At 56.9% G+C, this 17,315-nt stretch carries 15 protein-coding genes; 1 reads left to right on the forward strand and 14 read right to left on the reverse strand.

The window, feature by feature from the left end; all coding sequences use genetic code 11:
* Nucleotide 1: 1 nt before the first annotated feature.
* The 13 genes from ACJJIC_RS01620 to ACJJIC_RS01680 all read right to left on the reverse strand — a co-directional run bounded on the left by ACJJIC_RS01620 (nt 2) and on the right by ACJJIC_RS01680 (nt 15,420).
* The gene (locus tag ACJJIC_RS01620; protein ID WP_444923658.1) at nt 2-1,222 is read right to left on the reverse strand and encodes a lytic murein transglycosylase; all 1,221 of its coding nucleotides are present in this window, start codon (nt 1,220-1,222) and stop codon (nt 2-4) included.
* A 170-nt stretch (nt 1,223-1,392) separates the two neighbouring features.
* A complete protein-coding gene (trhA, locus tag ACJJIC_RS01625; RefSeq protein ID WP_252084211.1) occupies nt 1,393-2,046 on the reverse strand; it encodes a PAQR family membrane homeostasis protein TrhA in 654 nt (217 codons plus the stop codon).
* 142 nt (nt 2,047-2,188) lie between these two features.
* Nucleotides 2,189-3,511: an adenylosuccinate synthase gene (locus ACJJIC_RS01630; protein ID WP_252084210.1), complete on the reverse strand. Its 1,323-nt coding sequence runs from the start codon at nt 3,509-3,511 to the stop codon at nt 2,189-2,191.
* Nucleotides 3,512-3,638: 127 nt separating this feature from the next.
* A complete protein-coding gene (locus ACJJIC_RS01635) occupies nt 3,639-4,832 on the reverse strand; it encodes an ATP phosphoribosyltransferase regulatory subunit (protein ID WP_445357837.1) in 1,194 nt (397 codons plus the stop codon).
* Between the two features lie 188 nt (nt 4,833-5,020).
* Nucleotides 5,021-5,893 (reverse strand): protease modulator HflC, encoded by an 873-nt coding sequence (gene hflC / locus ACJJIC_RS01640; RefSeq protein ID WP_252084208.1) that lies wholly within the window; start codon nt 5,891-5,893, stop codon nt 5,021-5,023.
* Between the two features lie 11 nt (nt 5,894-5,904).
* Nucleotides 5,905-7,047: an FtsH protease activity modulator HflK gene (gene hflK, locus ACJJIC_RS01645; protein ID WP_252084207.1), complete on the reverse strand. Its 1,143-nt coding sequence runs from the start codon at nt 7,045-7,047 to the stop codon at nt 5,905-5,907.
* 145 nt (nt 7,048-7,192) lie between these two features.
* Nucleotides 7,193-8,524: a ribosome rescue GTPase HflX gene (hflX, locus tag ACJJIC_RS01650; RefSeq protein WP_252084206.1), complete on the reverse strand. Its 1,332-nt coding sequence runs from the start codon at nt 8,522-8,524 to the stop codon at nt 7,193-7,195.
* A 136-nt stretch (nt 8,525-8,660) separates the two neighbouring features.
* Nucleotides 8,661-8,945 (reverse strand): RNA chaperone Hfq, encoded by a 285-nt coding sequence (gene hfq, locus ACJJIC_RS01655; RefSeq protein WP_020413623.1) that lies wholly within the window; start codon nt 8,943-8,945, stop codon nt 8,661-8,663.
* A gap of 191 nt (nt 8,946-9,136) precedes the next feature.
* Nucleotides 9,137-10,060 carry a tRNA (adenosine(37)-N6)-dimethylallyltransferase MiaA gene (miaA, locus tag ACJJIC_RS01660; RefSeq protein ID WP_445357871.1) on the reverse strand — a complete coding sequence of 308 codons (924 nt, stop codon included), beginning with the start codon at nt 10,058-10,060 and terminating at the stop codon, nt 9,137-9,139.
* Nucleotides 10,061-10,130: 70 nt separating this feature from the next.
* On the reverse strand, nt 10,131-12,026 hold the full coding sequence (gene mutL, locus ACJJIC_RS01665; RefSeq protein WP_445357838.1) for a DNA mismatch repair endonuclease MutL: 1,896 nt from the start codon (nt 12,024-12,026) through the stop codon (nt 10,131-10,133).
* Nucleotides 12,027-12,080: 54 nt separating this feature from the next.
* Nucleotides 12,081-13,391, reverse strand: a complete 1,311-nt coding sequence (locus tag ACJJIC_RS01670) for an N-acetylmuramoyl-L-alanine amidase (RefSeq protein ID WP_445357839.1) — start codon at nt 13,389-13,391, stop codon at nt 12,081-12,083.
* Between the two features lie 56 nt (nt 13,392-13,447).
* Entirely contained in the window at nt 13,448-13,936 is a 489-nt protein-coding gene (gene tsaE / locus ACJJIC_RS01675; protein ID WP_444887795.1) for a tRNA (adenosine(37)-N6)-threonylcarbamoyltransferase complex ATPase subunit type 1 TsaE, read from the reverse strand.
* Nucleotides 13,937-13,938: 2 nt separating this feature from the next.
* Entirely contained in the window at nt 13,939-15,420 is a 1,482-nt protein-coding gene (locus ACJJIC_RS01680; RefSeq protein ID WP_445357840.1) for an NAD(P)H-hydrate dehydratase, read from the reverse strand.
* Between the two features lie 134 nt (nt 15,421-15,554).
* Between ACJJIC_RS01680 and queG the strand changes: the two genes are divergently transcribed.
* Nucleotides 15,555-16,658, forward strand: coding sequence for a tRNA epoxyqueuosine(34) reductase QueG (gene queG, locus ACJJIC_RS01685; protein ID WP_445357841.1), 1,104 nt, complete (start codon nt 15,555-15,557; stop codon nt 16,656-16,658).
* Between the two features lie 81 nt (nt 16,659-16,739).
* On the opposite strand, the gene orn is transcribed toward queG, so the two are convergent.
* Complete coding sequence (orn, locus tag ACJJIC_RS01690; protein ID WP_444883459.1) at nt 16,740-17,282, reverse strand: oligoribonuclease; 543 nt, start codon at nt 17,280-17,282, stop codon at nt 16,740-16,742.
* Nucleotides 17,283-17,315 lie beyond the last annotated feature (33 nt).

Below are 17,315 nucleotides of genomic sequence, written 5' to 3' on the forward strand. Positions count from 1 at the left end.
CCTACTGTTTCTGAAGCAACTCCAATACCTCTTTGCTGGGAAAGCCCTTCTCCTCCACACCGGCGCTCTTCTCGAATGCCTTTATCGCTTTTCGGGTTCCCGGACCAGCTTTACCATCAATTTCACCACTGTAGAAACCCTTCTGCTTCAGCAGTTTTTGCAACTGTTCAACTTGACTGCCGTCGAGGGGAGTAAATGGGCGGTTCCAGTCTTTCACCAGCGGCGCGCCGCCGCCAATACGATCCGAAAGTAAACCGATGGCTATAGCATAACGATCGGAGTTGTTGTAACGCTTGAGTACAAAGAAATTCTTAAATACTAGAAATGCCGGACCATTGCGCCCATCAGGCAGCTTCAGCTCCGCCACCGCTTTCTTACTTGGAAAGGGCTCACCATTGGCGCGCTTGACTCCGAGCTTTTCCCACTCCGCAACTGTCAATTTGCCGCCCGGCATTTTCTTGGCGGGAATGGTGACCTCATAGCCCCAGGGCTTACCTTTCTGCCAGCCATTACTGGAAAGTAAATTGGCAGCGGTAGCCAGTGCATCCGGCACCGAATTCCAGATATCACGCTTGCCGTCGCCGTCGATGTCCACAGCATAAGCTTGGTAGCTGGTGGGGATAAACTGCGTGTGCCCCATAGCTCCTGCCCAAGATCCAAGCAGGTGTTGACCTTCAACATCACCGGCCTGCAGGATTTTCAGTGCCGCCAACAACTGCTGCCGACCAAACTTCTTGCGCTGGGGGTCTGCATAGGCCAGGGTCGCGAGAGAGCGGATTACACTGCGCATTACCGTCTCATTGCCAAGAATGCCTCCGAAGCTCGATTCCACCGACCAGATTGCCAGTAGGATATTGGGGTCCACACCGAAGCGCTTCTCGATTTTATCGAGCCAGGGCTGCATCTTCTCTTTTTCCCGCTTGCCCCGCTCGATAGCGCGCTTTTGCACACGGTTGTCGAAGTACTGCCACACCGGCGCCTTGAATTCCGGCTGGTAACTGGCTCTATCCAGCACCCATTGGTCAGGAGAGGTAATGCCTTTAAAGGCCTGGTCGTAAACCTGGGGGGAAATCCCATTCTTAACGGCCGTTTGGCGGAACTCCTTTACCCACTTTTCAAAAGCCGGGTCCGGCTTATCGGCAGCCTGAGCCTGTAGAGTGAATAACGTCAAACAGAGGGTAAGAACATAGAGCAGTGCGGGGAACCGTTGCAATCTGGGCATGGGAGTACCTTTGACACGACATTTCGCTCGCACAAGGTTAGAACGAGCCTCTCTCTTCCGGAAGGCGGATTTCTCCAATGGTGTCATCCGCTTGATCCGTCATTAATGGGGGCAGTGGAGTCGAAAGGAAGTTCTGGTGATGGCGAGGCCCTGTGACCAGGGCCACAAAATCAGGGAATGACGTAAAAGAGTACGGCGAAGAAATGCAAAATACCGCCAGCCAGCACAAATAGGTGCCAAATAGCGTGGTGAAAACGCAGGCTGCGCCACAAATAAAAGGCAATACCGCCGGTATAACACAGCCCCCCTAGCACCAACAGCCATAGACCACCGGTCTCAAGACTATTCGCCAGGGGCTTGATTGCAGCGATAACCACCCAGCCCATCAAGGCGCTGAGCGTAATCGACAGTGCACGGATCTTTTTCAAGGGAGTGAACTGGATAATCAGGCCCAGCAGTGCCAAGCCCCAGATAATGCCAAACAACCACCAGCCCCAGGGCCCGCGTAGGGTCACTAGAGTAAATGGCGTATAGGTGCCGGCAATTAGCAGAAAAATTGAGGAGTGATCCAGAGTTCGCAATATCGCCTTGGCGCCTATATGGCTGACGGCGTGATAAAGAGTCGAGGCGAGGAAACAAAGAATCAGGGTGGAGGCATAGACACTGGAGCTGACGATATGCCAGGCATCCCCACGCAGTGCGGCGAAACCAGTGAGAACACCCAAACCAGCAATAGCCAGAACGGCTCCGATACCGTGGGTTACGCTATTGGCAATCTCTTCAGCAAAGCTATAGCGGCTGGCAACGGAAACGGAAGAGGTCATAAATTGGCCCGATTGAATTCTGGTAGCGAGTGGCTTCAAAACCACTCGACCGATAACTTGAATCAGGTCTAATGATCAAAGGCCTCACTAAAAATAGCAAGGCCAGGGTTTGACCGTCGATTCACAAGCAGGCTTTAGAGGCTTATACGCTCGCGTTATGGATTCCCATTTCACATAGAGCGGAAGAGGCGCGAACGATCGTCTCGTTGCGGTCGGGACCTGTAGAAACAATATCTACCGGCGCACCCACCAGCTCTTCGATACGGGCGATATAAGCCTTGGCATTGGCCGGCAGGTCCGCCTCACGACGCACCCCGAAAGTATTCTCTGTCCAGCCAGGCATACTTTCGTATACAGGCTCTACACCCTCCCAACCGGCGGCGTCGAAAGGTACCGGTACTTCTTCTCCGGCACTGTTGCGGTAACCGACACAGATCTTCACTTCCTCGAGACCATCGAGCACATCCAGCTTGGTCAGGCACAAGCCGGAGATACTGTTGATACGAATAGCATGACGTACGGCGACCGCATCGAACCAGCCGGTGCGACGCTGGCGCCCGGTAGTGGCACCAAATTCATGTCCCTTCTCACCCAGGTGACGCCCTACTTCACAGTCGAGTTCGGTGGGGAAAGGGCCACTACCAACGCGGGTGGTGTAGGCCTTGGTGATACCCAGTACGTAGTCCAGGTAGAGGGGGCCAAAACCAGAACCAGTGGCGGTGCCGCCAGCAGTGGTATTGGAAGAGGTCACAAACGGATAGGTACCGTGGTCAATATCCAGCAGGGAACCCTGGGCCCCCTCAAATAGGATGTGCTCACCCTGTTCTCGGGCCTTATGCAGCTGGTCGGCCACATCGATGATCATCGGCACCAGTTGCTCACGCCAGATCTTAGCCTGCTCGAGAGTATCCTCGTAGCTCACCGGATCGACTTTGTAGTATTCGGTCAGGGCAAAATTGTGGTAGTCAATCAGCTCCTTGAGCTGATTGCAGAAGTTCTCCCAGTTACACAGGTCACCGAGGCGCAGACCGCGGCGGGCAACTTTGTCTTCATAGGCGGGACCGATACCGCGACCGGTGGTACCGATTGCTTTGGCACCGCGCGCCTTTTCACGGGCCTGATCCAGTGCCACATGCACCGGCAGAATCAGAGGACAGGCCGGGGACAGGCGCAAGCGCTTGCGCACTGGAACACCGCGCTCTTCCAACTCAGACATTTCCTTGAGTAATGCTTCCGGTGACAGCACCACACCGTTGCCGATCAGGCAGGTTACGCTGGGGCGCAGGATACCGGAGGGGATCAGGTGTAGTACGGTTTTCTCACCGTCGATCACCAGGGTATGGCCGGCGTTGTGTCCGCCCTGAAAGCGCACCACCAGGGAGACCTGTTCTGTCAGCAAATCGACAATTTTACCCTTGCCTTCATCGCCCCACTGGGTACCCAGCACTACTACATTCTTGCCCATCTGTATCAATCTCTAACTCAGGTTTCGTTCTGCAGGAGGCCGAGAGGCCCCTACATCAATGAATCTTGCGGGGTTCACCGCACCAATATAGGCACATTATTGGCACATCCGCTGCGCCCGCCTTTGTTCAATCCCGGGGCTTTACCATCCAGGAGTCGCCCTCGAATACCAGCTCGCGATCACAGCGCGAATGAAGATCGCTCTCTGCAGTATCGGAAAGAGTGGCAATGACCACCTCTCCCCGCCCGCGCAGCTCATCAATTGCGCGCCACAGCCCGGCGCCCTGGGGACCACTTACCTCCGGCGCGAGTATGGCGCCCTCAGCGGGTATCGCGCTGGTACCCAGCGTGTTGAGAGCCACTAAATCACTACTAAAGCCCGTTGCCGGACGGTCCCGGCCAAATACTGCACCGATACCGTTGTAGCGGCCGCCATTGGCGAGTGCCTGCCCGTGGCCCGGTGTGTAAGCGGCGAATACCAAGCCGGTTTCATAGTCGTATCCACGCACTTCACTCAAATCGAAGAACAGGGTCACCGCCGGGTAGCGCTGCCCCAGAGCCTCGGCGACCTGCTGCAGATCAGACAAAGCATCCAACAGAGCCTGCGGCGCTCCCGCCAACTGAGTGGCGGCTCGTTCCAGGCAGTCGAGCCCGCCGGCAAGACTGGGGAGAGCTTGCAGCCAGCCCGATACCTGTGAATCACTAATATTCTCAGACACCCAGCTGTAAACATCGGCACTGGCCTTGTTCTGCAGCAGCGCGGAAAGTTCTTCACGCTCACTGTCACCGAGCCCGGCTGCCTCGGCGAGACTTCGGTAAATCGCTACGTGGCCGAGGTCCAAATAAATATCTTCTACCCCGGCAACCTGCAGGCTCTCCAGCATCAGGGAGATCACTTCGATATCTCCGCTGAGGCTGTCCACGCCAAACAATTCCGCACCTATCTGGATCGGCGCACGCGAGCCCATTGCGGTACGTGGCCGGGTGTGCAGGACCTGGCCCGCGTAGCAAAGGCGGTTAGCCCCCGCACGAGGAAAACTATGCGCATCGATACGCGCGGTCTGCGGGGTAATATCGGCGCGAATACCGAGTGTGCGGCCGGAAATCTGGTCTGTGACCTTGAAGGTGCTCAGGTCGAGATCACGCCCCATACCAACCAACAGGGACTCGGTGAATTCCAACATTGGCGGTATCACCAACTCGTACCCCCAGCAATGGTAGAGGTCCAACAGTCGGCGGCGCAGGGTTTCAACTTGAACAGCTCCCGCGGGCAAAATCTCCGCGATGCCATCCGGCAGCATCCAACGATCGGCTTGAGTCATGGTGAAACGGACTTTTCAGAGTTAATGAGGCGCGTCGGCTTCCACAAAAAAACCGGGCGAGGCCCGGTTTGCGTGATTTTAGCACCAACTGCCGGCAGGAAGGTAGGGCTGTCGCAAGGACAGCCACGACCTCGGGCAAACAGCTGGGGGGTAGGGATAATCCGCTGCCATTTGCCCCGCAAGTTGGTTTATTGCCCTTTAGGGTCCTTCAGATAGCGGAAAAACTCACTATCCGGATCCACCAGCAACATATCGGATTTGCTGCGGAAAGATTCCCTATAAGCCTGCAGGCTGCGCGTGAAGCGGTAGAACTCGGGGTTCTTGGTATAGGCTGCGGCATAAATCGATGCAGCCTCCGCATCCCCAGCACCACGCAATTCTTCGGCCTGGCGGTAGGCCTCGGACTCAATCACCACCTTTTGGCGATCGGCATTGGCTTTGATCCGCTCACTGGCCTCCTGCCCTTTGGCTCGGTGATCCCTTGCCTCCAGCTCACGGCCTGCACGCATACGCTGGAACACGGACTCGGAGACTTCTGGTGGCAGGTCGATGCGCTTGACGCGTACATCGATCACCTCCACACCCAAGTCGCCCTGAGCAACCTTATTCAGGTTTTTGGTAATCTCCGCCATCAGCTCATCGCGCTCACCACTGACTACCTCATGCAGGTCACGCACACCGAACTGGTTACGCAGCTGATCGTTGATCCGCTCAGACAGTAGACGCACCGCATTGCGCTCATCGCCACGGGTAGCGATGTAGAACTTACTCACATCCGAGATACGGTATTTAGCGTACGAGTCCACCATCATGAACTTGTTTTCGCTATTGAGCATACGCACCGGGCTTGAATCCACAGTTTGGATACGAGCATCAAACTTGCGCAGCTTCTCCGCAAACGGAATCTTGAAGTAGAGACCCGGCTCGGTATAGGTGCGCACCAGCTCACCAAAGCGCAGCAACACGGCCTTTTCCGTTTCCTTCACCACGAAGGCGCTGGAGGAAACCAACAGGACGACAAGCAGCAGTGCAACAATAATTCCCAAAGATTTGTTGTTCATTCCATCACCTCCTAGCGAACAGTCTGGCTGCGGCGGCTGCTGGCGGCATCCTGGCGCAGGCGTTCGACGATACGCTGGTAGACCTCTTCGATTACGATCGGGGAGGTATCTTTACGTTGGACAGCCTGGGATGTGCTCTCCTGCGTCAGCTTATCCAGCGGTAGGTACATCATGTTGTTGCCACCCTCGACATCAACCATCACCTTGGAGGTGTTAGACATCACATCCTGCACCGCATCCAGGTATAGGCGTTCGCGGGTCACTTCCGGCGCGCGCTCGTATTCGGACAGCAGTTTCTCGAAGCGCACCGCCTCACCGCGGGCACTCTCTACAACGCGTGCCTTGTAGCCCTCGGCCTCTTCGATAATTCGCTGTGCCTGACCGCGGGCAACCGGAATCACTTGGTTGGCGTAGGCCTGGGCTTCATTTTGCAGACGCACCTCATCCTCGCGAGCCTTGGTTACATCGTCAAAGGCATCCTGCACTTCGCGGGGCGCCTTGGCGTCAGTCAAGTTCACCACATCAATGCGGATACCCGTTTGGTACAAATCCAGGTACTCCTGCAGGCGCTGTTGGGTGTCGGTGGATACCTGGGTCCGGTTTTGCGAAATCACACCGTTCAGAGTGAGAGAGCCCACTACGTGGCGCAGGGCACTGTCAGTGGCCTCCTGTAGACTCTTCACAGGTTCGCGTACACGCAGTACAAAAGACTCCGCATCACTTACCTGCCATTGCACGGTCAATACCACTTCAACGATATTGGCATCTTCGGTCAGCATCTGTCCGGTGGTGCGCTCGGTACGCACCTCAGTCATATTGACCTTGGTTACACTGTCTATCAACGGTGGATTCCAGTGCAGGCCGGCCGATTCGGTAGAGTGGTATTTACCAAGGCGTAAAACCACCGCCTGTTCGTTGGCGTTGACCTGATAAATACCGAGTCCCGCATAAATTAATACCGCGATAACAATCACCAGCATCCATGGGAACTTACCCGTTCCGGTGCTTGGGCTACCGCCAAACAATCCGCCGAGTTTCTGCTGGACTTTGCGGAACAGCTCGTCGAGATCCGGTGGGCCATCGTTATTGCGGTTACCACCGCCGCCACCCCAAGGGTCTTTGCCGTTGTTACCACCCGGTTCATTCCAGGCCATCTAAATTACTCCAACTCTGATCATTTAAGCTTTGACTCCGGCGGATTCTAGCATTCCCCGCCGGCAAAATATTGCCGCCAGACCTCTGCTGAAGGCAAGTTTGTCGCAATTGGGGCCGCATCGGCCACACGAAAATGTGCTGGCGCTAGTGTTCTTGCGCCTCATTATCATCGGGAAGTGCCTCTTTTGGCAGCCACTCCGGCTCTTCACCACCATCTGTAAATGGGGCCAGTAAACGCTGGAAATCACTGCGAGGAAGCAACAACTGCAATTCGCAATCACCATTATCCCGATAGTGTTCGCTCTGCACCGCATTGATCTGGTAGAGCTGTGCGCGCAGGCGGGATTGCTGTGGTTTTACCACCAGCAGCCCCTGTACCATCTGCTCTCCCAGGCGCTCTGCAATCGCCTCCACCAGCAGGTCACAACCAGCACCGGTCACCGCTGAGAGCCAAACCGCACGCGGTACCCCCTCTTCATCGCGGTCAATGCGGGGCTCACTGTCGGCGAGCAGGTCGATTTTGTTGTACACCAGCAGCTGCGGGATATCCGCAGCACCTATTTCTTCCAGTACGGTCTGAACCTCTTCCATCAGGTGCAGACGATCTTCTGCGGCGGCATCCACCACATGTAGAAGCAGCGTTGCCTGCGCAGCCTCTTCCAGGGTCGCGCGGAACGCCTCCACCAGTTTGTGTGGCAGGTGCGAAACAAAACCTACCGTATCAGCAAGGATCATGGCGCCGACATTGGGTAATTCAACCCTTCGCATAGTAGGGTCTAAGGTTGCAAACAGTTGATCGCGCACATACACGTCGGCATCAGTGAGCCTGTTAAACAGAGTCGACTTGCCGGCGTTCGTGTAACCCACCAGGGAAACCGTAGCCACTTCGGCACGGGAGCGCGCACGCCGGCCCTGCTCTCGCTGACGGCGAACTTTTTCCAGGCGCTTCTCAATGGAATCGATACGCGCGCGCAATAAACGCCGATCCGTTTCCAGCTGGGTCTCGCCCGGTCCGCGCAAACCGATACCGCCTTTCTGCCGTTCCAGGTGGGTCCATCCTCGCACTAGGCGGGTGGTCATATGACGCAATTGCGCCAGCTCCACCTGCAACTTACCTTCATGGGTGCGCGCACGTTGGGCGAAGATATCCAGAATCAGGCCGGTGCGATCCAGCACCCGGCACTTGAGTTCACGCTCAATATTGCGCTCTTGGCTGGGTGAGAGGGTGTGATCAAAGATCACCAGCTCGGCACCCTGCTCTTTCACTTCCTGGCGAATCTCTTCCAGCTTACCTCGACCAACAAAGGTTTTAGGGTCTGGAGTGGCACGTTGTCCAAAAATAAAACTGACCGGATCGGCTCCGGCAGAGAGGGCCAGCTCCTCAAATTCGCGAGGATCATCGGGGCTGTCTATAGCGGAGAGTTCAAGGTGTACCAGTACTGCCAGTTCACCAGATTCCGGTCGATCGAAAAACAATGGGAAATCTCTATATGAGGAAATGGGCGCCTATCTGGCTCCCTAGATTGAAATGGCAGCCGCAAGTCCAACTCCGGATTCACTCGGCTGCTTGCGCCCCGGTAACGGGGCGCGAGTCTCGTTAAGCGCAACTCAATCAGCTGAAAGATTCGCGCTCACCGCCTTCACCATTGCCCTCGCCGCCATGCTGTGCGGCTGGGTTCAACAGGGGAACGCGCACTGCGCGGGACGGTACAACAGTGGAAATAGCGTGCTTGTAAACCATTTGGCTGACGGTATTTTTCAGCAACACCACAAACTGGTCGAAAGATTCAATTTGCCCTTGGAGCTTGATGCCGTTTACCAGATAGATAGAAACCGGGATACGCTCTTTGCGCAATACGTTGAGGTAAGGGTCTTGTAAGCTGTGCCCTTTTGACATCTTTTTTCTCCTTGTCAAAAAGCTGAATGCGGTATGCAGGCCGCAATCGTATCCGCGAAGTGCGCGGATCAAAAAACGACTGAGGTCGAATACGCGTAATAAGTAGTGTAGTTGCGAGCCGGAAAAGGCCGACCCTGTGAAAACTGACTGACTGAGCTTGTCGTTTTATAGCCCAACCACGTTATGGATGCTCAAGCGAGAAATTTCAAGGCTTCGGCCAATATTTCATCATTCTCACGCACCCTACCCTCGCTGTCCTGAGTGTACAAAATTTCCAACTCGGGCCAGCGCCGCAACCACGTCAGCTGTCGCTTGGCCAACTGGCGGGTGGCGGCAATTCCCGCAGCAATCATCTCATCATAATCGCAGTGCCCTTCCAGATACTGCCACACTTGACGATAGCCCACCGCACGAATCGCCGGTAGATCCTCATGCAGATCGCCGCGATCAAATAAACCGCGCACTTCCTGCACAAACCCAGCTTCGAGCATCCGCTTAAAGCGCAGTCCGATACGCCGATGTAGCAGCGACCTGTCCCGGGGCATTATCGCCAACTGAGTCAAGTGGTAGCATTCCTGTACCCCGCCACCAGATTGTTCTCGACGCAACTGGGAAAGAGGCACACCGGTAAGCCGATAAACCTCCAGCCCCCGCTCTATACGTACCGAGTGATTAGGATGCAGTTCCGCGGCTAATTGCGGGTCGACTTGTGCGAGTTCCGCATGCAGTGCCGGCCAGCCTTCACGTTCGGCACGCGCTTCAATCTCGGCGCGCAGCTGCAGATCGGCCTCTGGCAACTTTGCCATTCCTTCCAGGAGAGCACGGAAATACAACATAGTTCCGCCAACCAGTAAAGGGATCTTACCGGCTGCGCTGATTTCGTCCATAGCTTCGAGAGCATCTTTGCGAAATCGGCCGGCAGAAAAAGACTCGCTGGGATCACAGATATCGATCAAGCGATGGGGATAGCGGGCCAGCTCCTCCGCGCTGGGCTTGGCCGAGCCCACGTCGAGGCCCCGATAAACGAGAGCCGAATCCACACTAATTAATTCCACCGGCAGGCGATCGGCCAAAGCCATGGCCAAATCCGTCTTGCCCGATGCCGTGGGACCCATCAAAAAAATTGCGCGGGGTTTATCGTCCAGAGTGCGCTCGCTCAAATCACCACCTACTTCCAAAACGCGATTATTGACCGCGCATAAACCACTTATCCATATCCGCCAGTTTAACCTGGGTCCAGGTCGGACGGCCGTGATTGCACTGGCCGCTGCGCTCAGTGCGTTCCATATCCCGCAGCAGCGCGTTCATTTCCGGAATCGTCAAGCGGCGGTTGGCGCGTACAGAACCGTGACAGGCCATGGTGGCGAGCACTTCGTTGATTTGCTCGCCTATACGCTCGCTGTCACCCTGCCCAAGTAAATCTGATAATACATCGCGCACCAGTTGCTCCACCTGAGCACCGTGCAACATAGTCGGCACCTGCCGGACCAGTAAAGTTTCCGGGCCTGCGCGCTGTAGCACGAAACCGAGAGCCGTAAACACTTCGCTGCGCTCCTCGAAGCAATCCGCCTCGCGCTGGCTGACCGCCAGGCTCACTGGTACCAGCAATGGCTGTGCCTGAATACCGCCCGCAGCATGGGCCACTTTCATCTGTTCATAGACAATACGCTCGTGGGCGGCATGCATGTCCACCACGATCATGCCCTGCTCGTTCTGCGCGAGGATATATATGCCATGCAGCTGAGCGATGGCAAAACCCAACGGCGGAACATCTTCTCCATTAGCACTCTCGTTAATCGTGGGTGCCTGCGCAGCCATTGGTGCAACAGGAGCGCCAGCCGGAGGCGCATCTGGAGAAGGTACCGCAGGCTCAGCAACAGCCGCCGGCTCCCGATAGGGTTGATGCAAGGCACCGTAGGCATTCATTTGCTGCTGTAAGCTCGCCGGTGAGGGGCGATTGGAGAGTGGCATTTTTTGTTGGCCGGAAAACTCTCCTGCCTGAATACCACTGGCTCTTTCAGCAGCGCCATTCTCTTGCCCATCAGCCTCTTCAGCTTGCTCATCTTTCTGCCCTGGGCGCACATCCGCCAGAGCCCGATGCAAACTGCCAAACAAAAAGTCGTGTACCAAGCGACCATCGCGGAAACGCACCTCGTGCTTGGTAGGGTGTACATTTACATCTACCGATGCCGGGTCCAGCTCCAGATAGAGTACAAACGCCGGATGACGACCGTGATAGAGCACATCCGCAAAGGCACGGCGCACCGCGTGACTCACCACCTTATCGCGGATAGCACGCCCATTGACGTAGAAGAATTGCAGATCGGCCTGGGAGCGGGAGAAAGCCGGCTCGGCCACCCAACCCCATAGGCGCAAACCACTGCGCTCCACATCGATATGCAGGGCGTTCTGCATAAAAGCCGGACCGCATACCTGCGCCACACGGCGCTCCATCTCCACGCGGCCGCTGCCGGCGCGCAGGTTGTGCACGCCCTTGCCGTTGTGGCGCAGAGTGATAGACACATCGAAGCGGGACAGCGCAAGGCGCTTGATGGTGTCGTCGATACGGTTAAATTCAGTCTTCTCGGTGCGCAGAAACTTACGCCTCGCCGGCGTGTTGAAAAATAGATCACGCACATCCACTGTGGTGCCGCGGGGGTGGGCCGCTGGGGCCAGCTGCGCCTGCATATCACGGCCCTCGGCACTCACTTGCCAGCCCTTGCCGCTCTCATCGCGGCTACTGATCAGATTCAATCGCGCGACAGAGGAAATACTAGCCAGGGCCTCACCACGGAATCCCAGGGTGGCCACCGCTTCCAGATCTTCCAGCACATGGATTTTCGATGTGGCATGACGCGCCAACGCCATGGGTAAATCCTCTTTCTCGATACCCTTGCCGTTATCCCGCACTTTCATGCGCTTGATACCGCCATTATCGATATCCACTTCCAGCCGCGTGGCGCCGGCATCCAAACTGTTTTCCAGCAGCTCCTTGATTACAGAGGCGGGGCGTTCGACCACCTCACCGGCAGCGATCTGGTTGGCGAGACGCGGAGATAATTGCTGGATACGTTCGTGCATAACTCTGTCTTGTTAACGCTAATTTGAAGGGCCAATAAGGCGGTAACTTTGCGGCTAACCCGAGGGGATACTCAGAGTCTGCCCCACGCGGATCACTGAGCTTTTAATACCGTTGGCTTTCTTCAGGGAGGCCACGGAAATCCGGTAACGCGCGGCAATTCCGGACAGTGTCTCGCCGCGGCTAATCACATGGCGACGCGATTTGGCAGGCTTATTGGTTGCCAACCAGGTACCCGCCGGAGGGTTAGCGCGGAAGTAAGCCACTATACCCTCACTGAGCTTTTCTGCCATACGCTGCTGAAACTTGGGATCACTCAATCGCCGTGACTCGTAGGGGTTAGTGATAAAGCCCGTTTCCACCAAAATTGAGGGTACATCCGGGTTGCGCAACTCCGAAAAATTCGCCTGTTCCACTTTCTTTTTGTGCAAGTGTGTAAAGCTGGCCAGTGAATTCAGTACACTGGCGCCAATATCCAGGCTGGCATTCATGGTGGCGGTCATCGACAAATCCAGTAATACCCCGGCCAGGGTGTCATCCTTGTCATCCAGGCTCAAGTCACCGGCACCGCCTATCAGATCGGATTCATTTTCCCGCTGGGCCAGGAAACGTGCAGTCTCACTGGTAGCGCCACGCGAGGAAACTGCATAGACACCGGCACCACGGGCCTCCTTGCGGGTGAAGGCATCGGCGTGAATCGAAATGTACAGATCCGCGCGCATTTTGCGCCCCTTCTTCACCCTCTGACGCAGGGGAATAAAGTAATCGCCGGTTCTGACCAATTTTGCGCTGAAACCCCGCTCACGATCGAGTTCTTTGTGTAATTTTCGCGCAATAGCCAGCACCACATCCTTCTCGCGCAGACCTCTGGGACCCAGTGCACCCGGATCCTCACCGCCGTGACCAGCATTCACGGCAATAACGATGTCGCGTTCAGTGCTTACCTGCTGCAGGGTCTTCTCTTGATTTTCCACTTTGTCGTAAAGATCAAGCACCAGGCGATCCGGCAGTAATTCATGACGGCGCAGGGAAAAACTGCGCGGATTGATCTGCTGCTTCAGATCGAGGACAACGCGCAGGTCTTTCTTGTTGTGGCGGGCGTGGCGTACTTGGGCGATGGGAGTACCCTTCAGGTCCAGAGTATCTAACTGCGCCTTCAATTGGGTATCGGCAATATCCACCACAACACGGTGAGGCCCGCTCAAGGTGAACAACTTGTGCTCCGCCGGGCCGCTCAAGTCGAAGACCAGGCGCGTGTGGTCCGGCGCCCGCCACAGGCGCACGCCCTCCACTTCAGCCGCCATCAGCGGCAGTGCAATTACCAGCCCAGTTACCAGGGCCACCAGCGAGCGCCACATCCTACTCATTACTTCCCAACCCTTTCACTTATTGTTTTTACACATCCCTGAATCCAGGCCAATTGCTATTTATTTAGCATCTTTGCCAGAGTATCGAGTACCGCTTCTCCCTGTTTGGAATGGGTATTCAACAGCAGCTGGCGGCCGCTGTCCGGTACTTGCAGAGTCAACTCCAAGTCCGGTTCAGGTAAAACGCCAGCGCCACGTTCCGGCCATTCCACCAGGCTCAGGCTATGCGTGGCGAAGTAGTCCCGCACCCCCATAAACTCCAACTCTTCGGCATCTCCCAGGCGATAGAGGTCGAAGTGATATACCCGCTGGGGTCCAAGTTCGTAGGGCTCAACCAGGGTGTAAGTGGGGCTCTTCACCGCACCCTGATGCCCAAAGGCTCTAAGCACGCCGCGACAAAAGGTGGTCTTGCCGGCACCCAATTGGCCATTCAGGTACAGAGTGAGCCCCTGCTGGAGACCACTGGCCAGGCAGGCGCGGCCCAGCGCTTCGCCGCCTGCCACCGTTGCCTCTTCGTCCGCTAAATGCAATTTCAGTTCACTCACTATCAGTCCACCAACCGTCGAATCCAGGGCAATAAATCTGTGGCCAGTAAGCCGCGCTGACCATCCTCCGCGGCGCGGTTACCCGCTTCGCCATGCAGCCAAACTGCCAGGCGCGCCGCATCTACCAAAGGCAGGTGCTGACCGATCAAGGCCGCCACTATTCCGGTGAGCAGGTCCCCCATGCCTCCCGAGGCCATACCCGGATTACCACTGTTGATCAGATCGACACCGCCTTCGTGGGCAATCAGAGTGCCGGCGCCTTTTAGTATCACCACACCACTGAATTTCTGCTGAACTGCCACCGCCGCCGCGCGGGGATCTGCCAGTACCTCGGCGGTATCGCAGCCGAGCAGGCGCGCCGCCTCGCCGACATGGGGCGTCAGCACCCAATCATCGCGTTTTACACCTGCGAGTACCCGCCCGGCGGCGAGGATATTCAGTGCATCCGCATCCACCACCAGCGGCACCTGAGCGCGGCCGGCGCGGGCCAGCAGCTGTTCGCTCCAGGGAGAGCGGCCAAGACCCGGGCCCACTGCGATGACATCGGGCCCCTCTAAAAGTGGCTCAAGTTCCTGGCCAGAAATAACCGGATGGGCCATGACCTCTGGGCAGCGGGTCAAAGCGGCAGTTAAGTGTTCCGGGCGGGTTGCCAGGGAGATCAGACCGGCACCACTGCGTGCAGAGGACTGCGCCGCCATCAGCGCTGCGCCACCGAAACCGCTGTCGCCACCAACCACCAGAATATGGCCAAACATATTTTTGTAGCTGTCCGCAGCACGCGTGGGCAGGCGCCTCAGGCTGGAGCCCTCAAACCGTTGCGCCAGGGGCTCTACTGCTTGATAAACCGGTGCGGGGGCGCCGAGATCGGCAAAGATCACCTCGCCACAAAGCGCCGGGCCACGCCCACAGTAGAGGCCCAGCTTGCGACCGATAAAGGTCACGGTCATATCGGCCTGAACGGCCAGATCAGCGCTGCCACTATCGGCACTCAGGCCCGAAGGAATATCCACAGAAAAAACCGGACCGGGACTCTTGCGAATTCGCTCAATGACATGAGCAACATCCTGACGCAACTCACCGCTAAACCCTGTCCCCAGCAGTGCATCCACGATCAGGGTGTTACCATCGGCACTGTCCAGCTCGGTCAGGGAGGTCAGCACCTGAACGCCTTCGCGAACGGCGTAGGCATGGGCCTCGCGGGCATCGCCCTTCAAGAGTTCGGGGTCGCTACAGGCAAACACCGTCACCGGTATCTTCTTCTGCGCGGCCAGAGCCGCAATCACATAGCCATCACCGCCGTTGTTGCCACCGCCACAAAATACCTGGATGCGGCCGATATCCGTCCAGCGGGCGCGCAAATGGGTGAAAGCTGCGCGGGCCGCGCGCTTCATCAGCTGTATCGAAGGAATTTCCAGCGCGGCGATTGTTTGTCGGTCGAGTTCCCGTACCGATTCGGCACTGTACAAAGGTTGTGGCGTATCCATGCGGCTCCCGCAATGTGGTGAAGATGTCATCTGTGGCAAAATGGGCAATTGTATCGCTGGCACTTGCACTGACAGCAAAGTATACCGCCCCGGCCAGTCATTGTGCTTGCATGGGATATCGAGCCGCTTTATCTATGACCGAATCACTGCTCGCCGAATTAGCCGACCTTATCAAACTCTGGGGACGGGAGCTGGGCTTCCAGCAAGTTGGTATCACCGACTGCCAGCTGGAGGAGGACGGTGAGCGCCTGCGCGCTTGGATCGATAAGGGCTACCACGCGGATATGGAGTGGATGGGCGCCCACGGGGAAAAGCGCTGGCGCCCGGCACTACTGGAAGAGGGAACCGTGCGCGCCATCAGTGTGCGCCTGGACTACCTGCCACCGGATACCCAGCCGATCAAAGTGCTCAAGGATTCCAGTAAGGCCTATGTCTCCCGTTACGCCAATGGTCGCGACTACCACAAGCTGATTCGCAAGCGCCTGGCCAGCCTGGCCAAGAAGATCGATGCCTTCTGTGCCGAACAGGGTATCGATTCCAAGGGTCGCGCCTTTACCGACAGCGCACCGGTAATGGAACGCGCTCTGGCGCGCAAGGCCGGCCTCGGCTGGGTCGGCAAGAACTGCCTGCTGATCAATTCCAAAGCTGGCTCTTTTTTCTTCCTCGGCGAGATCTATACCAATCTGCCCTTGCCTGTCGATGAGGGAGATTTTGCCGACGAGTGCGGCGATTGCGTGGCCTGCCTTAAAGTCTGCCCAACCGATGCCTTTATCGGCCCGCGCACCTTAGATGCCGGGCGCTGCATCTCTTACCTAACCATCGAAAACAAGGGGCCGATTCCGGAGAAATTCCGCGAGCCAATCGGCAACCGGGTTTTCGGCTGCGACGATTGCCAGACAATCTGCCCCTGGAACAAGTTCGCCAAACCCACCGCAGAGCAGGATTTCCACCCGCGCCACGGCCTCGACAACGGCGAGCTGCTGGCGCTGTTCAACTGGAGCGAGGAGGAGTTTTTGCGCAAGACCGAGGGCTCGCCAATCCGCCGTATCGGCTATGAGCGCTGGCAGCGCAACCTGGCGGTGGCGCTCGGCAATGGCGCGGCCAGCGAGGAGGTATTCGAAAGCCTGGAACAATCGCGGCAAACGGCCACGCCTCTGGTGCTGGAGCATATCGATTGGGCCCTGGCGCGGCTACGCAGTGGACGCAAACGCAAACGCAAGATCAAACGCGTAACCTGAGCCCCTTATCGAGACGCAGAAAAGAGTCGGGACAGCAGAAAAGAGGCTCTAATCGGCCGAGTGCTCCGCTAAGTCGGAAGCTTAACTGAGGCGAAAGAAGGTCTCGCGGTAGTGACGCAACTCTTCGATGGAATCGCGAATGTCGTCTAGAGCCAAATGGCTGCTGTGTTTTTTCACCCCATCCAACACATCCGGACGCCAGCGCCTGGCCAGCTCTTTCACCGAACTCACATCCAGATTGCGGTAGTGGAAGTAAGATTCCAGCTGCGGCATATATTTGACCAAGAAGCGACGGTCCTGGCCGATAGAGTTACCACACATGGGCGAGGCACCCTCCGGCACCCAGTGGCGCAGGAACTCCAGGGTCTCTCGCTCCGCTTCCCGCTCGGATATATTCGACTCCTTTACCTTTGCCACCAAACCAGAACCGCCGTGTTGCTCGGTATTCCAGTCATCCATGGCATCCAGCAGGGCTTTGCTCTGGTGAATCACCATCGCCGGGCCTTCGGCGAGCACATTCAGCCGCGAATCGGTCACAATGGTGGCGATTTCGATAATGCGCTCTTTTTCCGGATCGAGGCCGGTCATCTCCAGATCTATCCAGATCAGGTTGTTCTGATCCACAGCGGGTCTCCTCAAACTTTCCGCGCAAGTTAC

This window comes from Microbulbifer mixtoriginis (SeqCode), from assembly GCF_052468275.1.

Excerpts from the sequence above, each read along its gene's own strand:
- ACJJIC_RS01620 (WP_444923658.1), bottom strand. The coding sequence starts at position 1,222 with ATGCCCAGATTGCAACGGTTCCCCGCACTGCTCTATGTTCTTACCCTC.
- trhA (WP_252084211.1), bottom strand. The coding sequence starts at position 2,046 with ATGACCTCTTCCGTTTCCGTTGCCAGCCGCTATAGCTTTGCTGAAGAG.
- ACJJIC_RS01630 (WP_252084210.1), bottom strand. The coding sequence starts at position 3,511 with ATGGGCAAGAATGTAGTAGTGCTGGGTACCCAGTGGGGCGATGAAGGC.
- ACJJIC_RS01635 (WP_445357837.1), bottom strand. The coding sequence starts at position 4,832 with ATGACTCAAGCCGATCGTTGGATGCTGCCGGATGGCATCGCGGAGATT.
- hflC (WP_252084208.1), bottom strand. The coding sequence starts at position 5,893 with ATGAACAACAAATCTTTGGGAATTATTGTTGCACTGCTGCTTGTCGTC.
- hflK (WP_252084207.1), bottom strand. The coding sequence starts at position 7,047 with ATGGCCTGGAATGAACCGGGTGGTAACAACGGCAAAGACCCTTGGGGT.
- hfq (WP_020413623.1), bottom strand. The coding sequence starts at position 8,945 with ATGTCAAAAGGGCACAGCTTACAAGACCCTTACCTCAACGTATTGCGC.
- miaA (WP_445357871.1), bottom strand. The coding sequence starts at position 10,060 with ATGGGTCCCACGGCATCGGGCAAGACGGATTTGGCCATGGCTTTGGCC.
- mutL (WP_445357838.1), bottom strand. The coding sequence starts at position 12,026 with ATGCACGAACGTATCCAGCAATTATCTCCGCGTCTCGCCAACCAGATC.
- ACJJIC_RS01670 (WP_445357839.1), bottom strand. The coding sequence starts at position 13,391 with ATGAGTAGGATGTGGCGCTCGCTGGTGGCCCTGGTAACTGGGCTGGTA.
- ACJJIC_RS01680 (WP_445357840.1), bottom strand. The coding sequence starts at position 15,420 with ATGGATACGCCACAACCTTTGTACAGTGCCGAATCGGTACGGGAACTC.
- queG (WP_445357841.1), top strand. The coding sequence starts at position 15,555 with ATGACCGAATCACTGCTCGCCGAATTAGCCGACCTTATCAAACTCTGG.